Genomic DNA, 16,789 nt, shown 5'->3' with positions numbered 1-16,789 from the left:
GGACGAACCGGCCGGTGGCGCTCACGTACGGCCTTCCTTGTGGACGGAGTGGGCGAGCAGGCCCAGCCAGAGCGCGACGAGGAGCACCTGGAGCCGCTGACCGGCGCCGAGGGCCCAGGTCCCGCGCCCGGCCGTGAACAGGGCGATCGCGGACAGGGTCCAGACGGTGGCCAGCAGTTCGAGGGCGACGAGGGCGGGGCCGTAGCGGGCGAGCGGGGCGAACCAGCGGTAGCGGCGGGCGGCAACGGTGAGGGCCACCAGGCCGACCAGGGCCCCGGTCATGGCGAGGCTGCTGCTGACGGCGTGGGCCTGGTGGGTCGCGGGGACCAGTCCGGCGGTCTCCAGGGCGGCGCATTCGGGGTCCACGGTGGGCTGGCAGCTCAGCGGCAACCAGGCGTCGGCGGCGGTGGCCGCGCCGAAGAGGGCGACCCCGGCCCATCCGATGACCGCCCAGGCGCGGCGGGACTCCGCGTACTTCAGCAGCCGGAAGAGGGCCAGGAGCCCCCCGGAGAAGGCGAGCAGCCCGGCGGTGAAGTCGGTGGCCCGGAAGAGGCCGCCGAGCGGCTGGTCCTGGGCGGCGAGTTCGCTGACGTACGTCTCGATGGGGTTGAGGCCCGTGGAGAGGACGACTTCGAGCACCCACGCGGTGTAGGCGGCCGCGGCAAGACCGATCAGCGTGGCGACCGGCCACGCGCTCCGCGGCGAGAGCCCATGTGGGGACATAGTGTGACTAATCCTAAGCAGACGCGGGGTCGGTCCTCCGATCGGATACCCACCCCCGGTAGGGTTCCCGGCATGACGCGCAGCGCTCAGCGAGCCGCCCCGGGGGACCGGTTGCTGCTGCTCGCCGCGCTACTGCTGGGCATCGTCACGATGCACACCCTGGGCCATCCGACTGAGTCCCACGCCGTGCAAGACGTGTCTGCGGCCCACTCCGTTGCCTCGGCGGGGCAGCCCGTCCCGGTCGGGTCGGGTGGCGCGCGCCACACCTCGGCACCGGCGGCCGCCGACGCGCCCTCCCCCACCACCCCCTGGTGGGGGCACGCGGTGCCCGCGACCGAGATGGACCCGACGTCGGTCTGCCTCGCCGTGCTCGCGGGGCTCGTCGTACTGCTCATCGGCACCGGTCGGACCGGATCCCGACGCGCCGCGCCGCTCGGGGGCGCGGCCCGCATACCGGTCCGGTCCGGCAGTGGTCCGGACCCGCCCTCGCCCCGCGAGCTCCTCACCCGGCTGGCGGTCCTGCGGGTGTAGGCCGACGCCGCCGCCCCGCATGCCCGCGCATGCCCGGGGCGGCGCCGATCCGTGCCCATGCATCCGTAACACCACACCCATGAGGTGCTCCCATGCGCTCTCTTCCCACCCGTCGCACCGTGCTCGGCGCATCCGCGGCCGTCCTCGGCACCGGTCTGCTCACCGCCTGCTCCGGTTCCCCCGGAGCAGCCGGCTCCGGGGGCTCCGCCGGCTCCGGCCACGGCTCAATGAACCACGGCGGCTCCGCCGGGAACGTGCCCGAGGGGTACGTGGACCCGGCCGGACCCGAAGTGCAGGCCGCCGAGGCCGCCCGCAAGGCCACCGGCCCGCTCACCGAGGTCAAGGTGACCGCCACCGCCACCCCGCTCGACCTCGGCGCCGGCATCACCGTCCGCTCCTGGGCGTACGGGGACAGGGTGCCGGGCCAGGAGGTCCGGGCCACCGCGGGCGGCACGCTCGCCCTCACGCTGGCCAACAACCTCCCCGAGGCCACTTCCCTGCACTGGCACGGCCTCACCCTGCGCAACGACATGGACGGGGTCCCGGGGCTGACCCAGCGGGACATCGCCCCGGGCGCGTCCTTCCCGTACAGGTTCGCCGTCCCGAACCCGGGCACGTACTGGTTCCACCCGCACACCGGGGTCCAGCAGGACCGCGGCCTGTACGGCCCGCTGATCATCGAGGACCCCAAGGAGCCCCTCTCCTACGACAAGGAGTGGGTGGTGGTCCTGGACGACTGGATCGACGGGGTGGACGGAGCCACTCCGGACGCCGTCCTCGCCGAGCTCCGCAAGGGCATGAACGGCAACGGCGGAGCCCACGCGGCCCGCGGCCGGAGCGCCTCCCCCTCGCCCTCCCTCTCCTCCGGCGGCGCCAAGAAGCGCTCCTACGTCGCCATGGGCGGCCACAGCGACTACCTCGGCGGGGACGCGGGCGACGTCGTCTACGCGTACTACCTGATCAACGGGCGGGTGGCGGACGACCCTTCGGTCCTCACGGCCGAACCCGGCGACCGGATCCGGCTGCGGATCATCAACGCCGGCGGGGACACCGCCTTCCGGATCGCCCTCGGCGACCACGAACTGACGGTCACCCACACCGACGGCTACCCGGTGGAGCAGACGAGGACGGGGTCACTGCTGCTGGGCATGGGCGAGCGGTACGACGTCCTGGTCACGGCCAAGGACGGGGTGTTCCCCCTCACCGCACTCGCCGAGGGCAAGGAGGGTTCGGCGCTCGCCGTGCTGCGCACCGGGTCGGGAACGGCGCCGACGGCCGCGACCCGGCCGGCCGAACTGGACGCGCCGCCGCTGATGGCGGACGCGCTCAGGGCTGCCGAATCGGTCGCGCTGGCCCCGCGCGACCCGGACCGTACGGTGCAGCTCCGACTGACCGGCAGCATGACCAACTACAACTGGGCCTTCGACGGCAAGCCGTACACGCCCGACCAGCGGCACCCGGTGAGGGCGGGCGAGCGGGTCCGGCTGGAGTTCGCCAACGCGACGCCCATGTGGCACCCGGTCCACCTGCACGGGCACACCTTCGCGCTGGGCGGGCAAGAGGGCGGGGCGCGCAAGGACACCGCGATCCTCCTGCCGGGGCGCAGGCTGACGGTGGACTTCGACGCGGACAACCCCGGGTTGTGGATGACGCACTGCCACAACGTCTACCACTCGGAGTCCGGGATGATGACGGTGCTCGGCTACCAGCTGTAGATCACGGCCGGCCCCGCCCGACCCCCGGCCCCGGGCCGGGCGGGGCGGGGAAGCGGGCACGCGGGCACGCGGGCAGGAATTCGGGGCGGCCCCGGGCGCGAACATGACACCCTTGCGGTGATCACGACTGCCGCGACAAAAGGACGCCCCCGCCGGTATGAGCACCCCGCCGAACCCGCCCAGCACTCCCGTCGGTCCGCCGACCGAGCCGGCGGGCAGCCCGACACCCGAGACGGAATCCATACCGGCACCCGCGCAGCCGCTCTCGCTCGACAAGACCCTGGCCGCCCCGGCAACCCCCGAGGCACCGGAAACCTCCGAGGCACCCACCGAGCCGCTCTCGCTCGACAAGACCCCGACCGCCCCGGCAACACCCGAGGCACCGGAAACCTCCGAGGCACCCACGGAGCAACTCTCACGGGACGAGACCCCGGCGACCCTCGAAACACCCGCGCAGCCGCTCTCACTGGACAAGACCCCGACCGCCCCGGCAACCCCCGAGGCTCCGGCGCAGACGCCCTCGCCGGAGAAGACCCCGGCAACTCCTGAGGCTCCAGAGGCGGCCCGGGCACCCGAGGCGCCCGCCGCAGCCGCCCCGGAGCCGGCTCCCGCCCCGTCGTCGTTCGCCCCGCCGTCGCCGCCCGCTCCCGCTCCCGCCCCGGCGGCCGCCTTCGGCACACCTGCCGCACCCGGCGCACCTGGCCACACGTGGGGCGAGCCCACCCCGGGCTTCCCCGGAACCACGCACCCGGGATACCCGGGGTATGCCGGATACCCCGGATACCCCGGATACCCCCAGGCCGCCCCGAACAACAACGGCCTGGCGGTCGCCGCCGTCATCACCGGCGGCTTCGGCCTCTTCTTCGGCATCATCCCGTTCCTCTTCTGGCTCGGCACCCTGCTCGCCGCCGTCGGCGCGGGCCTCGGCATCGGCGGTATCGTCCGTGCCAACAAGGGCGCCCCGAGGAAGTCGATGGCCGTCGTCGGCACCGTCCTCGCGGCGCTCGGCCTGTTCGCCTCGGTCGGCGGCTTCTTCCTCACGGCACTCGTCGTCGACCGGGCCGACCACCACATCGACCGGCAGATCGAGGAGGAGTGGGGGCCGGACGGCGACTACCCCAGCAGTGAGCCCTGGCCCTCCAAGTCCCCGTCACCCACCCAGGTGCCCGGCCTGACCAGCGCGCTGCCGTTCGGCGAGACCTTCACCTACCCGAACGGCATCAAGGTGAGCCTCTCGACCCCGACGAAGTACGAGGCGAAGGGCGAGTACTCCCGCGAGAGGATCAAGAACGCGGTCCAGCTCACCGTCACCATCACCAACGGTTCGTCCTCACCGCACGAAGTGATCTACGCCGTGCCCAACGTCCGCGACGACCAGGGCATGGCCGCCGAGATGGCCTACGACTCCGGCAACGTGCCGAAGATGATCAGGGGCTCGATCCTGCCGGGCGAAACCGCCAGCGGGATCCTGGCCTTCGAGGTCCCCAAGGGCACCAAGAGCATCACCGCGGACATCTCCCCCGGGGTCATGCTCGACAACGTGAAGTACGCGGGCCCGATCCGCTGACGGAACGTCACCGGACGGGAAACAGACGGGGCCCAGGACATCGCGTCAGAAAGACGATTACACTGGGCCCCGTGCCTCAACTTCGACTCGCTCTGAATCAGATCGACTCGCACGTCGGCGACATCGCCGCCAACGCCGACTCGGTCGTCCACTGGACCCGGCACTCCGCCGAGCAGGGCGCCCACCTGGTGGCGTTCCCGGAGATGATGCTGACCGGGTACCCCGTCGAGGACCTCGCCCTGCGCGGTTCCTTCGTGGAGGCCTCCCGTACCGCGCTGCGCGAGCTCGCGGAGCGGCTGGCCGCCGAAGGCCTCGGCGAGCTGCCGGTCGTCGTCGGCTACCTCGACCGCACCGAGCGGGCCGTGCCCCGCCTGGGCCGCCCGGCGGGCTCCCCCGAGAACGCGGCCGCCGTGCTGCACCGCGGGCAGGTCGTCCTGCGCTTCGCCAAGCACCACCTCCCCAACTACGGCGTGTTCGACGAGTTCCGGTACTTCGTGCCGGGCGACACGCAGCCGGTGATCCGGGTGGGCGGGATCGACGTGGCCCTGGCCATCTGCGAAGACCTCTGGCAGGAGGGCGGCCGGGTCCCGGCCACCCGCTCCGCCGGGGCCGGGCTGCTGATCTCCGTGAACGCGTCCCCGTACGAGCGCAACAAGGACGACCTGCGGCTCGAACTGGTCCAGAAGCGGGCCCAGGAGGCCGGCTGTACCCTCGCCTACCTGGCGATGATCGGCGGCCAGGACGAGCTGGTCTTCGACGGCGACTCGATCGTCGTCGACGCCGACGGACAGGTCATCGCCCGCGCCCCGCAGTTCTCCGAGGGCTGCGTCCTGGTCGACCTCGACCTGCCGGCCGCCCACCCCGACGCACCCGAGGGCGTCGTGGACGACGGGCTGCGCATCGAGCGCGTGATCCTCTCCGAGGAGCCCGTGGAGCCGTACGAGCCGGTGGTCACCGGCGGTTACGCCGACCGGCTCGACGACGACGAGGAGGTCTACGACGCGCTGGTCGTGGGACTGCGCGCCTACGTCAAGAAGAACGGGTTCCGCTCCGTCCTGATCGGGCTCTCCGGCGGCATCGACTCCGCGCTCGTCGCCGCGATCGCCTGCGACGCGATCGGCGCGCAGAACGTCCACGGCGTCTCGATGCCCTCGAAGTACTCCTCGGACCACTCCCGCAGCGACGCGGCCGACCTGGCCGAGCGCACCGGGCTGAACTTCCGGACCGTCCCCATCGAGCCGATGTTCGACGCCTACATGGGCTCGTTGGGCCTGACCGGCCTGGCCGAGGAGAACCTCCAGTCCCGACTGCGCGGCACCCTGCTGATGGCCCTGTCCAACCAGGAGGGCCACATCGTGCTGGCCCCGGGCAACAAGTCGGAGCTGGCCGTCGGCTACTCCACCCTGTACGGCGATTCGGTGGGCGCGTACGGCCCGATCAAGGACGTCTACAAGTCGGACGTCTTCCGGCTCGCGGAATACCGCAACCGGGCCGCCGCCGAGCGCGGTGAGGTCCCGCCGATCCCGGAGAACTCGATCGTGAAGCCGCCGAGCGCCGAACTACGCCCGGGCCAGGTGGACACGGACTCGCTGCCCGACTACCCGGTGCTCGACGCGGTCCTGGCCATGTACGTGGACCGCGACCAGGGCCTGGACGCGATCGTGGCGGCCGGCTTCGATCCGGAGCTGGTGGCCAAGACCCTGCGGATGGTGGACACGGCGGAGTACAAGCGCCGCCAGTACCCGCCGGGCACGAAGATCTCCGCGAAGGGCTTCGGCAAGGACCGCCGGCTGCCCATCACGAACGGCTGGCGCGAGCGGGCGTAGCCGCCACGGGACGCCCCCGAACGCGCGGGGACGCCCCCGGCGGACACGGCGCGGCCCCGGTCGCTCTCCGAGGAGAGCGACCGGGGCCTTCGCCCGACCGCGTCCGTCAGGGCTTCACGGTGACCCGGGCCGCGACGGGAAGGTGGTCGCTGCCGGTGCGGGGCAGGGTCCAGGAGGCCTCCGGCCGGATGCCGCGGACCATGATCTGGTCGATCCGGGCCATGGGGAACTCCGCCGGCCAGCTGAAGCCGAAGCCATCGCCGGCCGCGCCCTGGGTGGAGCGCATCTGCGAGGTGACCTCGGACAGGGCGCGGTCGTTCATGGTTCCGTTGAGGTCGCCGAGCAGGATGACCCTCTTCAGCCGTTCGGCGGCGAGCGCGGCGCCCAGCGCGCCGGCGCTGTCGTCGCGCTGGTTGGCGGTGAAGCCGGCGTTCAGCTTGACCCGGACGGAGGGCAGGTGGGCGACGAAGGCGGCGACCTCCCCCTGGGGGGTGGTGACGGTGGCGCGCATGGCCCTGGTCCAGCCCATCCGGATGTCGACGGGCGCACTCGCGGTGATCGGGTACTTGCTCCACAGGCCGACGGTGCCCTCGACGGAGTGGTACTTGTACACGGCCCCGAGGGACTTCTCGTAGACGGGCACGGCGCTGCCCTTGAGCTCGGTCAGGGCCAGGACGTCGGCCCCGGACCGGGCGACCGAATCGGCGGTGCCGCGCGGGTCGGCGTTGTCGGCGTCGACGTTGTGGGTGGCCACCACCAGGTTGCCGCCGGAGCCGGACTTGTCGCTGATCAGGCCGCCGAAGAGGTTCGCCCAGACCGCGGCCGTCAGCAGTACCGCGAGGAGCGCGGTGGCGGACTTCCGGTAGACGGCCCCGGCCAGCAGGAACGGGACGACCAGACCCAGCCAGGGCAGGAAGGTCTCGGTGAGGCTGCCGAGGTTGCCCACGTCGTTGGGCAGCTCCGCATGGAAGATCATGACGAGCGAGATCAGTACGGCGATCCCGGCGAGGACCCAGCCCCGCCGCCAGGTTCCGGGGTCCTTGCGCAGTACGGTCAGCCGGCGCCGGAGGCGGGTCCCGGAGGGCTCGGACTCCGAGCCGCCGTTCCCCGAATCCGTCATGTACGCCTGTGCCATACCACTGCCCTCACTGCCGCGCTCGCGCTCCGTCCCCGCCCCTTGACCCTAGGCGATGAACCGGAGCCTTCCGTGCCGTACGTCACGACCGTCGGTCACGGTCGTACGTCCGGGAGGACGAACGGCCGTGCGCAGAGGGTTCCGCTTGTCACGAAACGCGCACATTGGACCCCGTGGCCGGGCTCGCGCCACGGACCACTACCGCCTTTGCCCGCGTGGATGCCACCATGGGGGGTGAGTCCGGGGACGTCGTAAGGGCGCCTCGAGATGACACAAGGAGCAGTTGCAATGACGCCTGCCGTTTCGCCTGCCCGCGAACCCGCATCCGCGGCCTCCGCCACCCTGTACGGGGGCACGGGCACCCGGCGCATCACCGTCCGCGACCTGGCCCTCGCCAAGGAACGCGGTGAGAAGTGGCCCATGCTCACCGCCTACGACGCGATGACCGCGTCCGTCTTCGACGAGGCCGGCATCCCGGTCATCCTCGTCGGCGACTCCATGGGCAATTGCCACCTCGGCTACGACTCCACCGTCCCGGTGACGATGGACCAGATGTCCATGCTCTCGGCGGCCGTCGTGCGCGGCACGAGCCGTGCGCTGGTCATCGGCGACATGCCGTTCGGCTCGTACCAGGAGGGCGCGGTGCAGGCCCTGCGCAGCGCCACCCGCCTCGTCAAGGAGGCCGGGGTCGGCGCGGTGAAGCTGGAGGGCGGCGAGCGCTCGCTGGCCCAGACCGAGCTGATCGTGCAGTCCGGCATCCCCGTCATGTCCCACCTGGGCCTGACCCCGCAGTCCGTCAACGCCATGGGCTACCGGGTGCAGGGCCGCGGCGACGAGGCCGCGCACCAGCTGCTGCGCGACGCGAAGGCCGCTCAGGACGCGGGAGCGTTCGCGGTGGTGCTGGAGCTGGTCCCGGCCGAGCTGGCCGCCGAGGTCACCCGGTCCCTGCACATCCCGACGGTCGGCATCGGCGCGGGCGCGGAGTGCGACGCGCAGGTGCTGGTGTGGACCGACATGATGGGCCTGACCGGCGGGAAGATGCCGAAGTTCGTCAAGCAGTACGCGAAGCTCCGCGAGACCATGACCGACGCGGCGAAGGCCTTCGCCGAGGACGTGATCGGTGGATCGTTCCCCCAGGCGGAGCACGCCTTCCACTGATGGGAGTGAGCGCCGGACCGACGGCCCGCCGACCGCGTGTCGGCGGGCTGTCGTACGTCTGTCGTACGTTTGTCGGTCGGCTGTCGGTGCTTTGTCAGTGGCGGCTGGTCCCATGAGGACATGACGCGAAACGACAACAAGCCCAACGCCGTGGAGGTACGGGGGCTCGTCAAGCACTACGGCGAGACCAAGGCCCTCGACGGTGTCGACCTGGACGTACCGGAGGGCACGGTCCTCGGGGTCCTCGGCCCCAACGGTGCCGGCAAGACCACGCTGGTGCGCTGCCTCTCCACCCTGATCGTCCCGGACGCCGGCACGGCGACCGTCGCCGGCTTCGACGTGGTCCGCCAGCCACGGCAGCTGCGCCGCACCATCGGCCTCACCGGTCAGTACGCCTCGGTCGACGAGAAGCTCTCCGGCTGGGAGAACCTCTACATGATCGGGCGGCTGCTCGACCTCTCCCGCAAGGACGCCCGCCGCCGCGCGGACGAGATGCTGGAGCGGTTCTCGCTGACCGAGGCGGCCAAGAAGGCCGCCGCGAACTACTCCGGAGGCATGCGCCGCCGGCTCGACCTCGCCGCCTCGCTGATCGGCAATCCGGCCGTTCTGTACCTGGACGAGCCGACCACCGGTCTCGACCCCCGCACCCGCAACGAGGTGTGGGACGAGGTCCAGCGCCTGGTCGCCGAGGGCGCCACGGTGCTGCTCACCACCCAGTACATGGAGGAGGCCGAGCAGCTCGCCAGCGAGCTGACGGTCATCGACCGCGGCAAGGTCATCGCCAACGGCAAGGTCGACGAGCTGAAGGCGCGCGTCGGCGGCCGCACCCTGAGGATCCGCCCCGTGGACGCCTCGGACCTGCCGGGCATGGCCCGCGCGCTGGCCGAGACCGGACTGGACGGAGTGGCCGGCAGCCAGGCCGTACCGGACGAGGGCGTGCTGCTGGTCCCGATCCTGAGCGACGAGCAGCTGACGGCCGTCGTCGGCCTGCTGGCCGCCCGCGGGTACGCCATCGCCGACCTCGGCACCTACCTGCCCAGCCTCGACGAGGTGTTCCTGGCCATCACCGGCCAGAAGCCCGTCTCCGTCGAGGCGACGACACCTGCGGGCGTTCCCACCGAGAAGACCGAGGAGGTCGCGGCATGAGCACCGTAACCACGACGAAGCCCGCCCCCACCGCGCCCGGTCCGGCCCCGGTGGCCGCCCCGCACGGCGAGGGCCGGATCGGCCTGCGGGGCAACCTGCGGCACATCGGCGCCCTGGTGCGCCGCAACGCCCTGCAGATCAAGCAGGATCCCGAGTCGATGTTCGACGTCGTGTTCATGCCGATCATCTTCACGCTGCTGTTCGTGTTCGTCTTCGGCGGCGCGATCTCCGGCAAGGGGAACCAGGCGGAGTACGTCAACTACGTGGTCCCGGGCCTCATGGCCATGATGGGCATGAACATCGCCATGGGTGTCGGCACCGGGGTCAACGACGACTTCAAAAAGGGCGTCATGGACCGGTTCCGGTCGATGCCCATCGCCCGGTCGTCGGTGCTCATCGCCAAGATCGTCGTCGAGCTCGGCCGGATGATGGTGGCCATCGCCATCCTGCTCGCCGTGGGCTTCCTGCTCGGCCTGTCGATCAAGGGTCCGGTGCTGGGCCTGTTCCTCGCCATCGGGCTGTCGGCCGTCTTCGGCGCCTCGCTGATGTGGATCTTCGTCCTCCTCGGCCTCACCCTGAAGACCCCGCAGGCCGTCCAGGGCATGGCGATGATGGTCCTGATGCCGCTGCAGTTCGGCAGTTCGATCTTCGCCCCGCCCACCACGATGCCGGGCTGGCTGCAGTCCTTCACGGACTACAACCCGCTGTCGAACCTGGCCGACGCGGCCCGCGCCCTGATCAACGGCCTTCCGGTCGGCGACTCGGTGTGGATGACCCTGATCTGGTCGCTGGCCATCACCGCGGTCACCATGCCGCTCGCGGTACGGAAGTTCCGCCAGAAGACCTGATCCGCGGACCGATCCGTTCGGATCGCGTCCCGGACGGGCACCGGCCGGGGGCCGGATCAGATGAGGGCGGTGGCCTCCTCCAGGGAGAGGCCACCGCCTTCGGCGTACGCCTTCTCATAGCCGGCGTCGCCCAGCGCGGCCCGGGCCAGCTCCTGCGCGAGGGCGTGGTCCTCGCGCTCCGTCGTGACCGGGAAGTGCGCGGGCGGCAGCTGCGCCCGGTAGGCGCCCAACAGCCTGGCGGCGTCGTACTCCCGGCGCGGGCCGCCGAGCGAGACCAGCGAGAGGGCCGCTATCAGCAGGTAGACGGCGGGCATCTGCGGGGCCACCATCCGCGCCATCGGGTCCATGACGGTGACCATGCCCCGGCGCAGCCGGTCGAGGGCGTCCTCGTGCAGCCCCTGCCGGTTGTCGAGCCAGGCCATCGTGGCGAGCAGGAAGCCGTCGAAGATGGCGAACGCGCCGAAGGCGAACTCGTCCCGCAGCATCTGCAGCTGGTCGCGCGCCTCGGAGATCCGTCCCGTACGGCCGAGGATGCCCGCGAAGAACATCCGGGCGGCGGGCATGGCCTCGTTGCCGTACCGCTGCACCGTCGCGGTGATCTCGGTGAGGATCTGCTCGGCCTCCTCGATCCGGCCGGCCTCGGTCAGCGTCCCGGCCATCCGTACGCGCAGCACCGTCACCTGGGCCATGGCGCCGAGGCGTTCGGCGTAGGCGATGGCCTCCTGGTAGTCGCGGGCGGCCAGTGCATACTCGCCGCGCTTCTCCCGGGCCTCGGCGCGGGCGGACAGCGCCTCGGCGCAGCCCCAGGCATCGCCGAGTTCGCGGAACAGGGCCAGGCTCTCGTCGGCGTCGCGCGAGGCGTCCCCGGCCCAGTCGGCCCGGTTCGCGAGGATGTTGGCGCGCAGCTGGAGCGCGGAGGCCAGTTCCCAGCGGTAGCCGAGCTCGCGGGCGGTCGCGACGGTCGCGTCGACGACCCGCTGGAGCAACCCGGGGTCGCCGGCGATCATGACGGCGTAGATCCACAGGGAGGCGGGGGTCCGGCAGGTCTGCGGCAGTCCGGGCCGGTAGGTGGCGAGGACCCCGTCGATCAGGGCGCGGACCGAGGGGGTGTTCCAGGTCTCGTTGGTCTGGTCGCGGGAAGCCAGCAGAACCAGGTTGAGGGCGCGCCAGCCCTCGGTCCGCGTTTCGGCGGAGTAGGGCGGCGGCGTGTCGACGAGCCGTTCGTAGACGGGCTCGGCGGGGACGAAGGGCGGTTCGAAGGGGTTGGGGCCGAGGGCGGCGGCGGCCTCGGCCCAGTGCCGGGACTCGGAGCGCAGGTCGTGCATGTGCCAGTACCAGCCGAGCGCGTGGACCAGGCACAGGACCTCGTCGGTGTCGCGGACGGCGACGGCCCGGCGCAGGGCGGTGCGCACGTTCTCGTACTCGGTGTCGAGCCGGTCGGTGGCCGCCCGCTGGCCGTGGCCGCGCAGCAGCGGCTCGGTGGTGCGGGCGAGCTCCCGGTAGTGGACGAGGTGGCGGTGCTCGGTGGCCTCGCGGTCGCCGCCGGCCTCGGCGAGGCGTTCGGCGGCGTACTCGCCGACCGTCTCCAGCAGGCGGTAGCGCATGCCGCGGCCGTCGGATCCGGGGGTGGCCACGACGAGGGACTTGTCGACGAGGGAGCCGAGGACGTCGGCGGGGTCGTACGAGGCGTCGCGGGCGGGGCCGGCGGGGTCGTAAGAGGCTTCGCGGGCGGGGTCGGCGCAGACGGCCTCGGCGGCGGCGAGGTCGCAGCCGCCGGCGAAGACGGACAGCCGGCGCAGGACGGTGCGTTCGGCTTCGTCGAGCAGCTCCCAGGACCAGTCGACGACCGCGCGCAGGGTCTGCTGGCGGGGCAGGACGGTACGGGCACCGCTGGTCAGGAGGCGGAAGCGGTCGTCGAGGCGGTCGGCGATCTGGCGCGGGGTGAGCAGCCGCAGCCGGGCGGCGGCCAGCTCGATGGCCAGCGGCAGACCGTCGAGGCGGGTGCAGATCTCGGCGGCCGCGGCCGGGTCCTCCTCGATGGTGAACCCGGCGCGGGCTGCGGCCCCCCGGTCACCGAGCAGCCGCAGCGCGATCGGATCGGGCAGCGGTTCCACCGGGCGCAGGGACTCCCCCGGGACGCCGAGGGGTTCGCGGCTGGTGGCCAGGATCCGGACGTCGGGGCAGTGCGTGAGGAGGCGTTCCGCGAGGGCGGCGGCCGCGTCGATGACGTGCTCGCAGTTGTCGAGCAGCAGCAGGAGCCGGCGTCGTGCGCAGTGCTCGGCGAGCCGGTCGAGGGGGTCGTCCCCGGCGCGTTCGGTGAAGGCGCGCAGTTCGTCGGCGGCGGCGCCGCGCAGCTTGGTCTCCCGGGCCCCGAGCGCGGCGAGGGCGGCTTCGGCGACGTCTTCCGGGTCGCCGGGGCCGTCGATGGGAGCGAGCTCGACGAGCCAGACGCCATCGGGCCAGGCGCTCTCGTCCTGGGCTTCGGCGGCCTCCTGGCACAGCCGTGTCTTGCCGGCGCCGCCGGGTCCGAGGAGCGTGACGAGGCGGGCCCGCGCGAGGTCGTCCCCGATGGTGCGGATGTCGTCCTCACGGCCGACGAAGGTGGTCAGGCGCGCCCGAAGGTTTCCCGCGGACGCGGGGGTGGGGGCGGGGACGGGGGCGGGGGCGGCCGGGGGCGCGCCGCCGACGGCCGCGGTGGTAGCCGCGCTGGCCGTGGCGGTAGCGGCGGTGGCCGCGGTGGTCGGCGGCTGCGCGTCCGAGGTCAGCAGTTCGGCGTGTAGGGCCCGCAGTTCCGGGCCCGGGTCGGTGCCGAGCCGGTCGGACAGCTCCCGGCGCAGGCTGTCGTACTCGGCCAGCGCCTCCGCCGGGCGGCCCGCGTCGCGCAGGGCCCGGATGCGCAGGGCGTGCAACGACTCGTCCAGCGGCTGCTGCGCGCACAGTGCGGTCAGCTCCGGAAGGCACCGCTCCGCCTCGCCCATGGCCAGGGCCGCCGCGAGCCGACCCCGGCGCGCATCCATCCGTACGGCCTCCCAGCGCGCGGCCTCCGCAGCCGGGTCCGGCAGGTCGGCGAGGGCCGGTCCGCGCCACAGGGCGAGGGCCTCCTCGTACAGGGCCGCGGCCTCGGCCGGGTCCGGCGCCCGGCCGCCGGCCCGGACCAGCCGCTCGAAGCGGTACAGGTCGACGTCCTCCCGCTCGGCGACCAGTTGGTAGCCGCCTTCGGCGGACCGCACGGCCGTGTGCCCGAGCGCCCGCCGCATCCGGGCGACCAGCGCCTGCAGGGCCGCCACCGCGTCGGCCGGCGGATCGCCGTCCCACACCTCGGCGACGAGCAGCGGAGCGGGCACCACCCGCCCCGGTCGCAGCGCGAGCGCCGTCAGGAGCGCCCGCAGGCGTGCTCCGCCGACGGCGACGGGGCTCCCGTCGTCGTGGATGGCCTGGGCGGTTCCGAGGATCGCGTAACGCACCGGCCCATTGTCCCCGTACCCGGCCCGGGACCCGCACCGTTTTCCGTTCGGCCTGCGGGATAGGTTGCCCGCATGGGTCATCAGGGCAGCCGCGGAGAGCGGCAGATCAGTTCGGTATTCCTCGGCATCTTCGCGATCATGGCCGTCACCGGCTGGGCGGTGTGGACGGGGTACGCGGCGAGCCCCGGACTGGCCGTTTTCCTCTTCGTGACGTCGGCGTGGATCGTCTCGCTGTGCCTGCACGAGTACGCGCACGCCCGCACCGCCCTGCACGGCGGTGACCTCACGGTGGGCGCCAAGGGCTACCTGACGCTGAATCCGCTCAAGTACACGCACGCACTGCTCAGCATCGTGCTGCCGGTGATCTTCGTGATCCTGGGCGGCATCGGCCTGCCCGGCGGCGCGGTGTTCATCGAGCGGAGCCGGATCCGGGGCCGCTGGAAGCACAGCCTCATCTCGGCGGCGGGCCCGCTGACCAACGTGGCCTTCGCCGCGGTGTGCACGGCCCCGTTCTGGCTGGACGCCCTCGACGGGGTGCCGCTGGCGTTCCGCTACGCGCTCGCCTTCCTCGCCATGCTGCAGGTCTCGGCAGCGATCTTGAACTTCCTGCCGGTACCGGGCCTGGACGGCTACGGGGTCATCGAGCCCTGGCTGTCGTACCGGGTGCGCCGCGAGATGGAGCCGCTGGCACAGTTCGGCCTGCTGGCCGTGTTCGCGCTGCTGTGGATCCCGGGGGTCAACGCGTTCTTCTTCGGCGCGGTGGACGGCCTGATGTCTGCACTCGGCGTGACGGACCTGGAGACGTACTGCGGCCGCGACCTCTACAGCTTCTGGCGGGACTCCGACGGCTACTGCGCCGTCCCGCAGGACTGACCCGGCCGACCCGGCCCGGCCCGAGTCGCCCGTCCGCTGAAATGTCAGTGCGAGCCGCTATCCCTTTCGGAAAGACTGCGACCGATCCGACCGATCAACAGCATTAATCCCAGGGGGGATTTCGCACACATGACATCCAGAACGCCCTTGCGCGCCCTGCCCGCGGCGGCCCTGTCGCTGGCGCTCGGCCTGGCCGCCGCCGCGCCGGCCTCGGCCGCCGCCGACCCGGCGGCCCCCAAGGTCACGGCGCCCCTCACCAGCCCGGCCCCCGGGTTCGCCGGCGAGGAGCAGTACTCCGACTGCTACACCGACCCGTACGCGGGGTCCGGAGCCGGCTGGATCGGCCTGGACGACGTCACGACCAAGGTCACCGCCACCTCGGCGTCCCAGGCCCAGCTGCAGACGACGTTCCAGCTGTGGGACACCTCGTACGGGGGCGCGCGCACCGACGTCACGACCTCGTGGTCCACCTACCCCCAGGCCGCCACGGTCTTCTCCCGCGACCTGCTGAAGGACGGCGGCCAGTACGCATGGCGGGCCCGGGCCACCGACGGGAAGCTGACCAGCCCGTACACGGCCTGGTGCTACTTCCGCGTCGACCACACCCGGCCCACCGCCGAGGTCACCACGGACGAGACCCCCAAGAAGGTCGGCGAGGAGGCCACCTTCACCCTGAAGGGCACCGACGGCGGCTCGGGGATCGCCTGTGCCCGCTGGCAGACGAGCCCCACCTTCCCGGTCGGCTGGAGCTGCGCGGACGCGGCGACCGACTCGCGCGTCGTCCGGCTGACCGACGGTTCGGCCGACATCAAGGTCAAGCCCGCCACCTGGGGCAGCCAGGCGGTGTACCTACAGACGCGGGACAACGCGGGCAACCTCGGCGAGGCGCAGGCGTACTACTACGCGCAGCCCACCACCAAGCCCGCCGCCTTCGGCGACATCGACGCCGACGGGAAGCCGGACGTCCTCGTCCCGGACGCGGCGGGCAACCTCCGCAAGCCGGGCGCGAACCCGCTGGACCCCGCGAACGCCCGCCACCTGGCCGCCCCGGGCGACGGCGGGAGCTGGGCCGCTGTCCAGTACACCCACCGAGGTGCCTTGGGCGAGACTGCGGTCGACGACCTGCTGGCCCATGCCCCCGGTGGGGAGTACGTCTACCGGTTCAACAACGACGGTGCGGGCCACTTCACGGACCAGGCCCCGATCCACTTGGGCAAGCCCGCCAAGTGCCTGGACCCGGCAGGTTCCGTCATCGACTGCGCTCAGCACGGGTTCGGTGCGGACTGGTCGAAGGTCACGCAGATCGCCGCGTACGGATCGCCCACCGGCGACAGCGCGGTCGACGGCCTCCTGCCCCGCAGCTCCCTGCTGTTCGTCGAGAACGGCCGGCTGTGGCTCGCGAAGTTCGGCGGCATCCGACTGCGGACGGCCGTGCTCCTCTCCGCCGACGACACCTCCTGGGCCGGCTACGACCTGCTCGCCCCGGGCCGGGCGCAGGGCACGGACTTCCCGACCCTGTGGGCCCGCTCCCGGGCGGACGGCACGATCCGCGCCTTCTCCATCAAGGGCACCGCGGACGCACCGGACTTCTCCGCCTTCGCGAACCCGGCCGCCGGTCCGGTCCTGTCCACGCTGACCCCGGCGGCGCACCCGCGCGTCGGCTCCGACGGCGACCTCACGGGCGACGGCCTGCCGGACCTGTGGTCCGCGGACGCCACCGGCAAGGTGACCGTCTTCCCGGGTACGGGCACGACCGCCCCGCACCCCACGGTCACCGGCTTCGGCCCGGCCGTCTGACGCACC

General features: G+C 72.5%; 12 protein-coding genes. 9 read left to right on the top strand and 3 right to left on the bottom strand.

Going from position 1 to position 16,789, the window contains the following annotated elements:
• Nucleotides 1–21: 21 nt before the first annotated feature.
• Nucleotides 22–723 (bottom strand): DUF998 domain-containing protein, encoded by a 702-nt coding sequence (locus ACIQK6_RS33280; RefSeq protein WP_329102615.1) that lies wholly within the window; start codon nt 721–723, stop codon nt 22–24.
• A 72-nt stretch (nt 724–795) separates the two neighbouring features.
• Here ACIQK6_RS33280 and ACIQK6_RS33275 point away from each other — a divergent pair, with 72 nt between their 5' ends.
• From ACIQK6_RS33275 to ACIQK6_RS33260, 4 genes are all read left to right on the top strand, one after another.
• Nucleotides 796–1,254, top strand: a complete 459-nt coding sequence (locus ACIQK6_RS33275) for a hypothetical protein (RefSeq protein WP_329102613.1) — start codon at nt 796–798, stop codon at nt 1,252–1,254.
• Between the two features lie 92 nt (nt 1,255–1,346).
• Complete coding sequence (locus ACIQK6_RS33270) at nt 1,347–2,969, top strand: multicopper oxidase family protein (RefSeq protein WP_329102611.1); 1,623 nt, start codon at nt 1,347–1,349, stop codon at nt 2,967–2,969.
• Nucleotides 2,970–3,126: 157 nt separating this feature from the next.
• Nucleotides 3,127–4,536 carry a hypothetical protein gene (locus ACIQK6_RS33265; RefSeq protein WP_402696336.1) on the top strand — a complete coding sequence of 470 codons (1,410 nt, stop codon included), beginning with the start codon at nt 3,127–3,129 and terminating at the stop codon, nt 4,534–4,536.
• A gap of 71 nt (nt 4,537–4,607) precedes the next feature.
• On the top strand, nt 4,608–6,362 hold the full coding sequence (locus ACIQK6_RS33260; protein ID WP_402696334.1) for an NAD+ synthase: 1,755 nt from the start codon (nt 4,608–4,610) through the stop codon (nt 6,360–6,362).
• Between the two features lie 106 nt (nt 6,363–6,468).
• Here the strand turns inward: ACIQK6_RS33260 and ACIQK6_RS33255 are convergent, their stop codons facing one another.
• Nucleotides 6,469–7,497 (bottom strand): endonuclease/exonuclease/phosphatase family protein, encoded by a 1,029-nt coding sequence (locus ACIQK6_RS33255; protein ID WP_329102605.1) that lies wholly within the window; start codon nt 7,495–7,497, stop codon nt 6,469–6,471.
• A gap of 288 nt (nt 7,498–7,785) precedes the next feature.
• Here ACIQK6_RS33255 and panB point away from each other — a divergent pair, with 288 nt between their 5' ends.
• The 3 genes from panB to ACIQK6_RS33240 all read left to right on the top strand — a co-directional run bounded on the left by panB (nt 7,786) and on the right by ACIQK6_RS33240 (nt 10,649).
• Nucleotides 7,786–8,655 carry a 3-methyl-2-oxobutanoate hydroxymethyltransferase gene (gene panB, locus ACIQK6_RS33250; RefSeq protein ID WP_329102603.1) on the top strand — a complete coding sequence of 290 codons (870 nt, stop codon included), beginning with the start codon at nt 7,786–7,788 and terminating at the stop codon, nt 8,653–8,655.
• Between the two features lie 120 nt (nt 8,656–8,775).
• Entirely contained in the window at nt 8,776–9,801 is a 1,026-nt protein-coding gene (locus tag ACIQK6_RS33245; RefSeq protein ID WP_402696332.1) for an ATP-binding cassette domain-containing protein, read from the top strand.
• Nucleotides 9,798–10,649, top strand: coding sequence for an ABC transporter permease (locus ACIQK6_RS33240; RefSeq protein ID WP_329102600.1), 852 nt, complete (start codon nt 9,798–9,800; stop codon nt 10,647–10,649). The genes ACIQK6_RS33245 and ACIQK6_RS33240 overlap by 4 nt, the downstream gene beginning before the upstream one ends.
• 56 nt (nt 10,650–10,705) lie before the next feature.
• Here the strand turns inward: ACIQK6_RS33240 and ACIQK6_RS33235 are convergent, their stop codons facing one another.
• A complete protein-coding gene (locus tag ACIQK6_RS33235; RefSeq protein ID WP_402696331.1) occupies nt 10,706–14,113 on the bottom strand; it encodes an AfsR/SARP family transcriptional regulator in 3,408 nt (1,135 codons plus the stop codon).
• A gap of 72 nt (nt 14,114–14,185) precedes the next feature.
• Here ACIQK6_RS33235 and ACIQK6_RS33230 point away from each other — a divergent pair, with 72 nt between their 5' ends.
• Both ACIQK6_RS33230 and ACIQK6_RS33225 read left to right on the top strand, forming a co-directional pair.
• The gene (locus ACIQK6_RS33230) at nt 14,186–14,986 is read left to right on the top strand and encodes a site-2 protease family protein (RefSeq protein ID WP_329102597.1); all 801 of its coding nucleotides are present in this window, start codon (nt 14,186–14,188) and stop codon (nt 14,984–14,986) included.
• Between the two features lie 129 nt (nt 14,987–15,115).
• Nucleotides 15,116–16,783, top strand: a complete 1,668-nt coding sequence (locus tag ACIQK6_RS33225) for a hypothetical protein (RefSeq protein WP_402696330.1) — start codon at nt 15,116–15,118, stop codon at nt 16,781–16,783.
• Nucleotides 16,784–16,789 lie beyond the last annotated feature (6 nt).

It is taken from the genome of Streptomyces sp. NPDC091682 (assembly GCF_044756625.1).
Lineage (GTDB): Bacteria > Actinomycetota > Actinomycetes > Streptomycetales > Streptomycetaceae > Streptomyces.
Note: the sequence above shows the minus strand (reverse complement) of the source record. Positions and strands in the feature narration are given on the sequence as shown.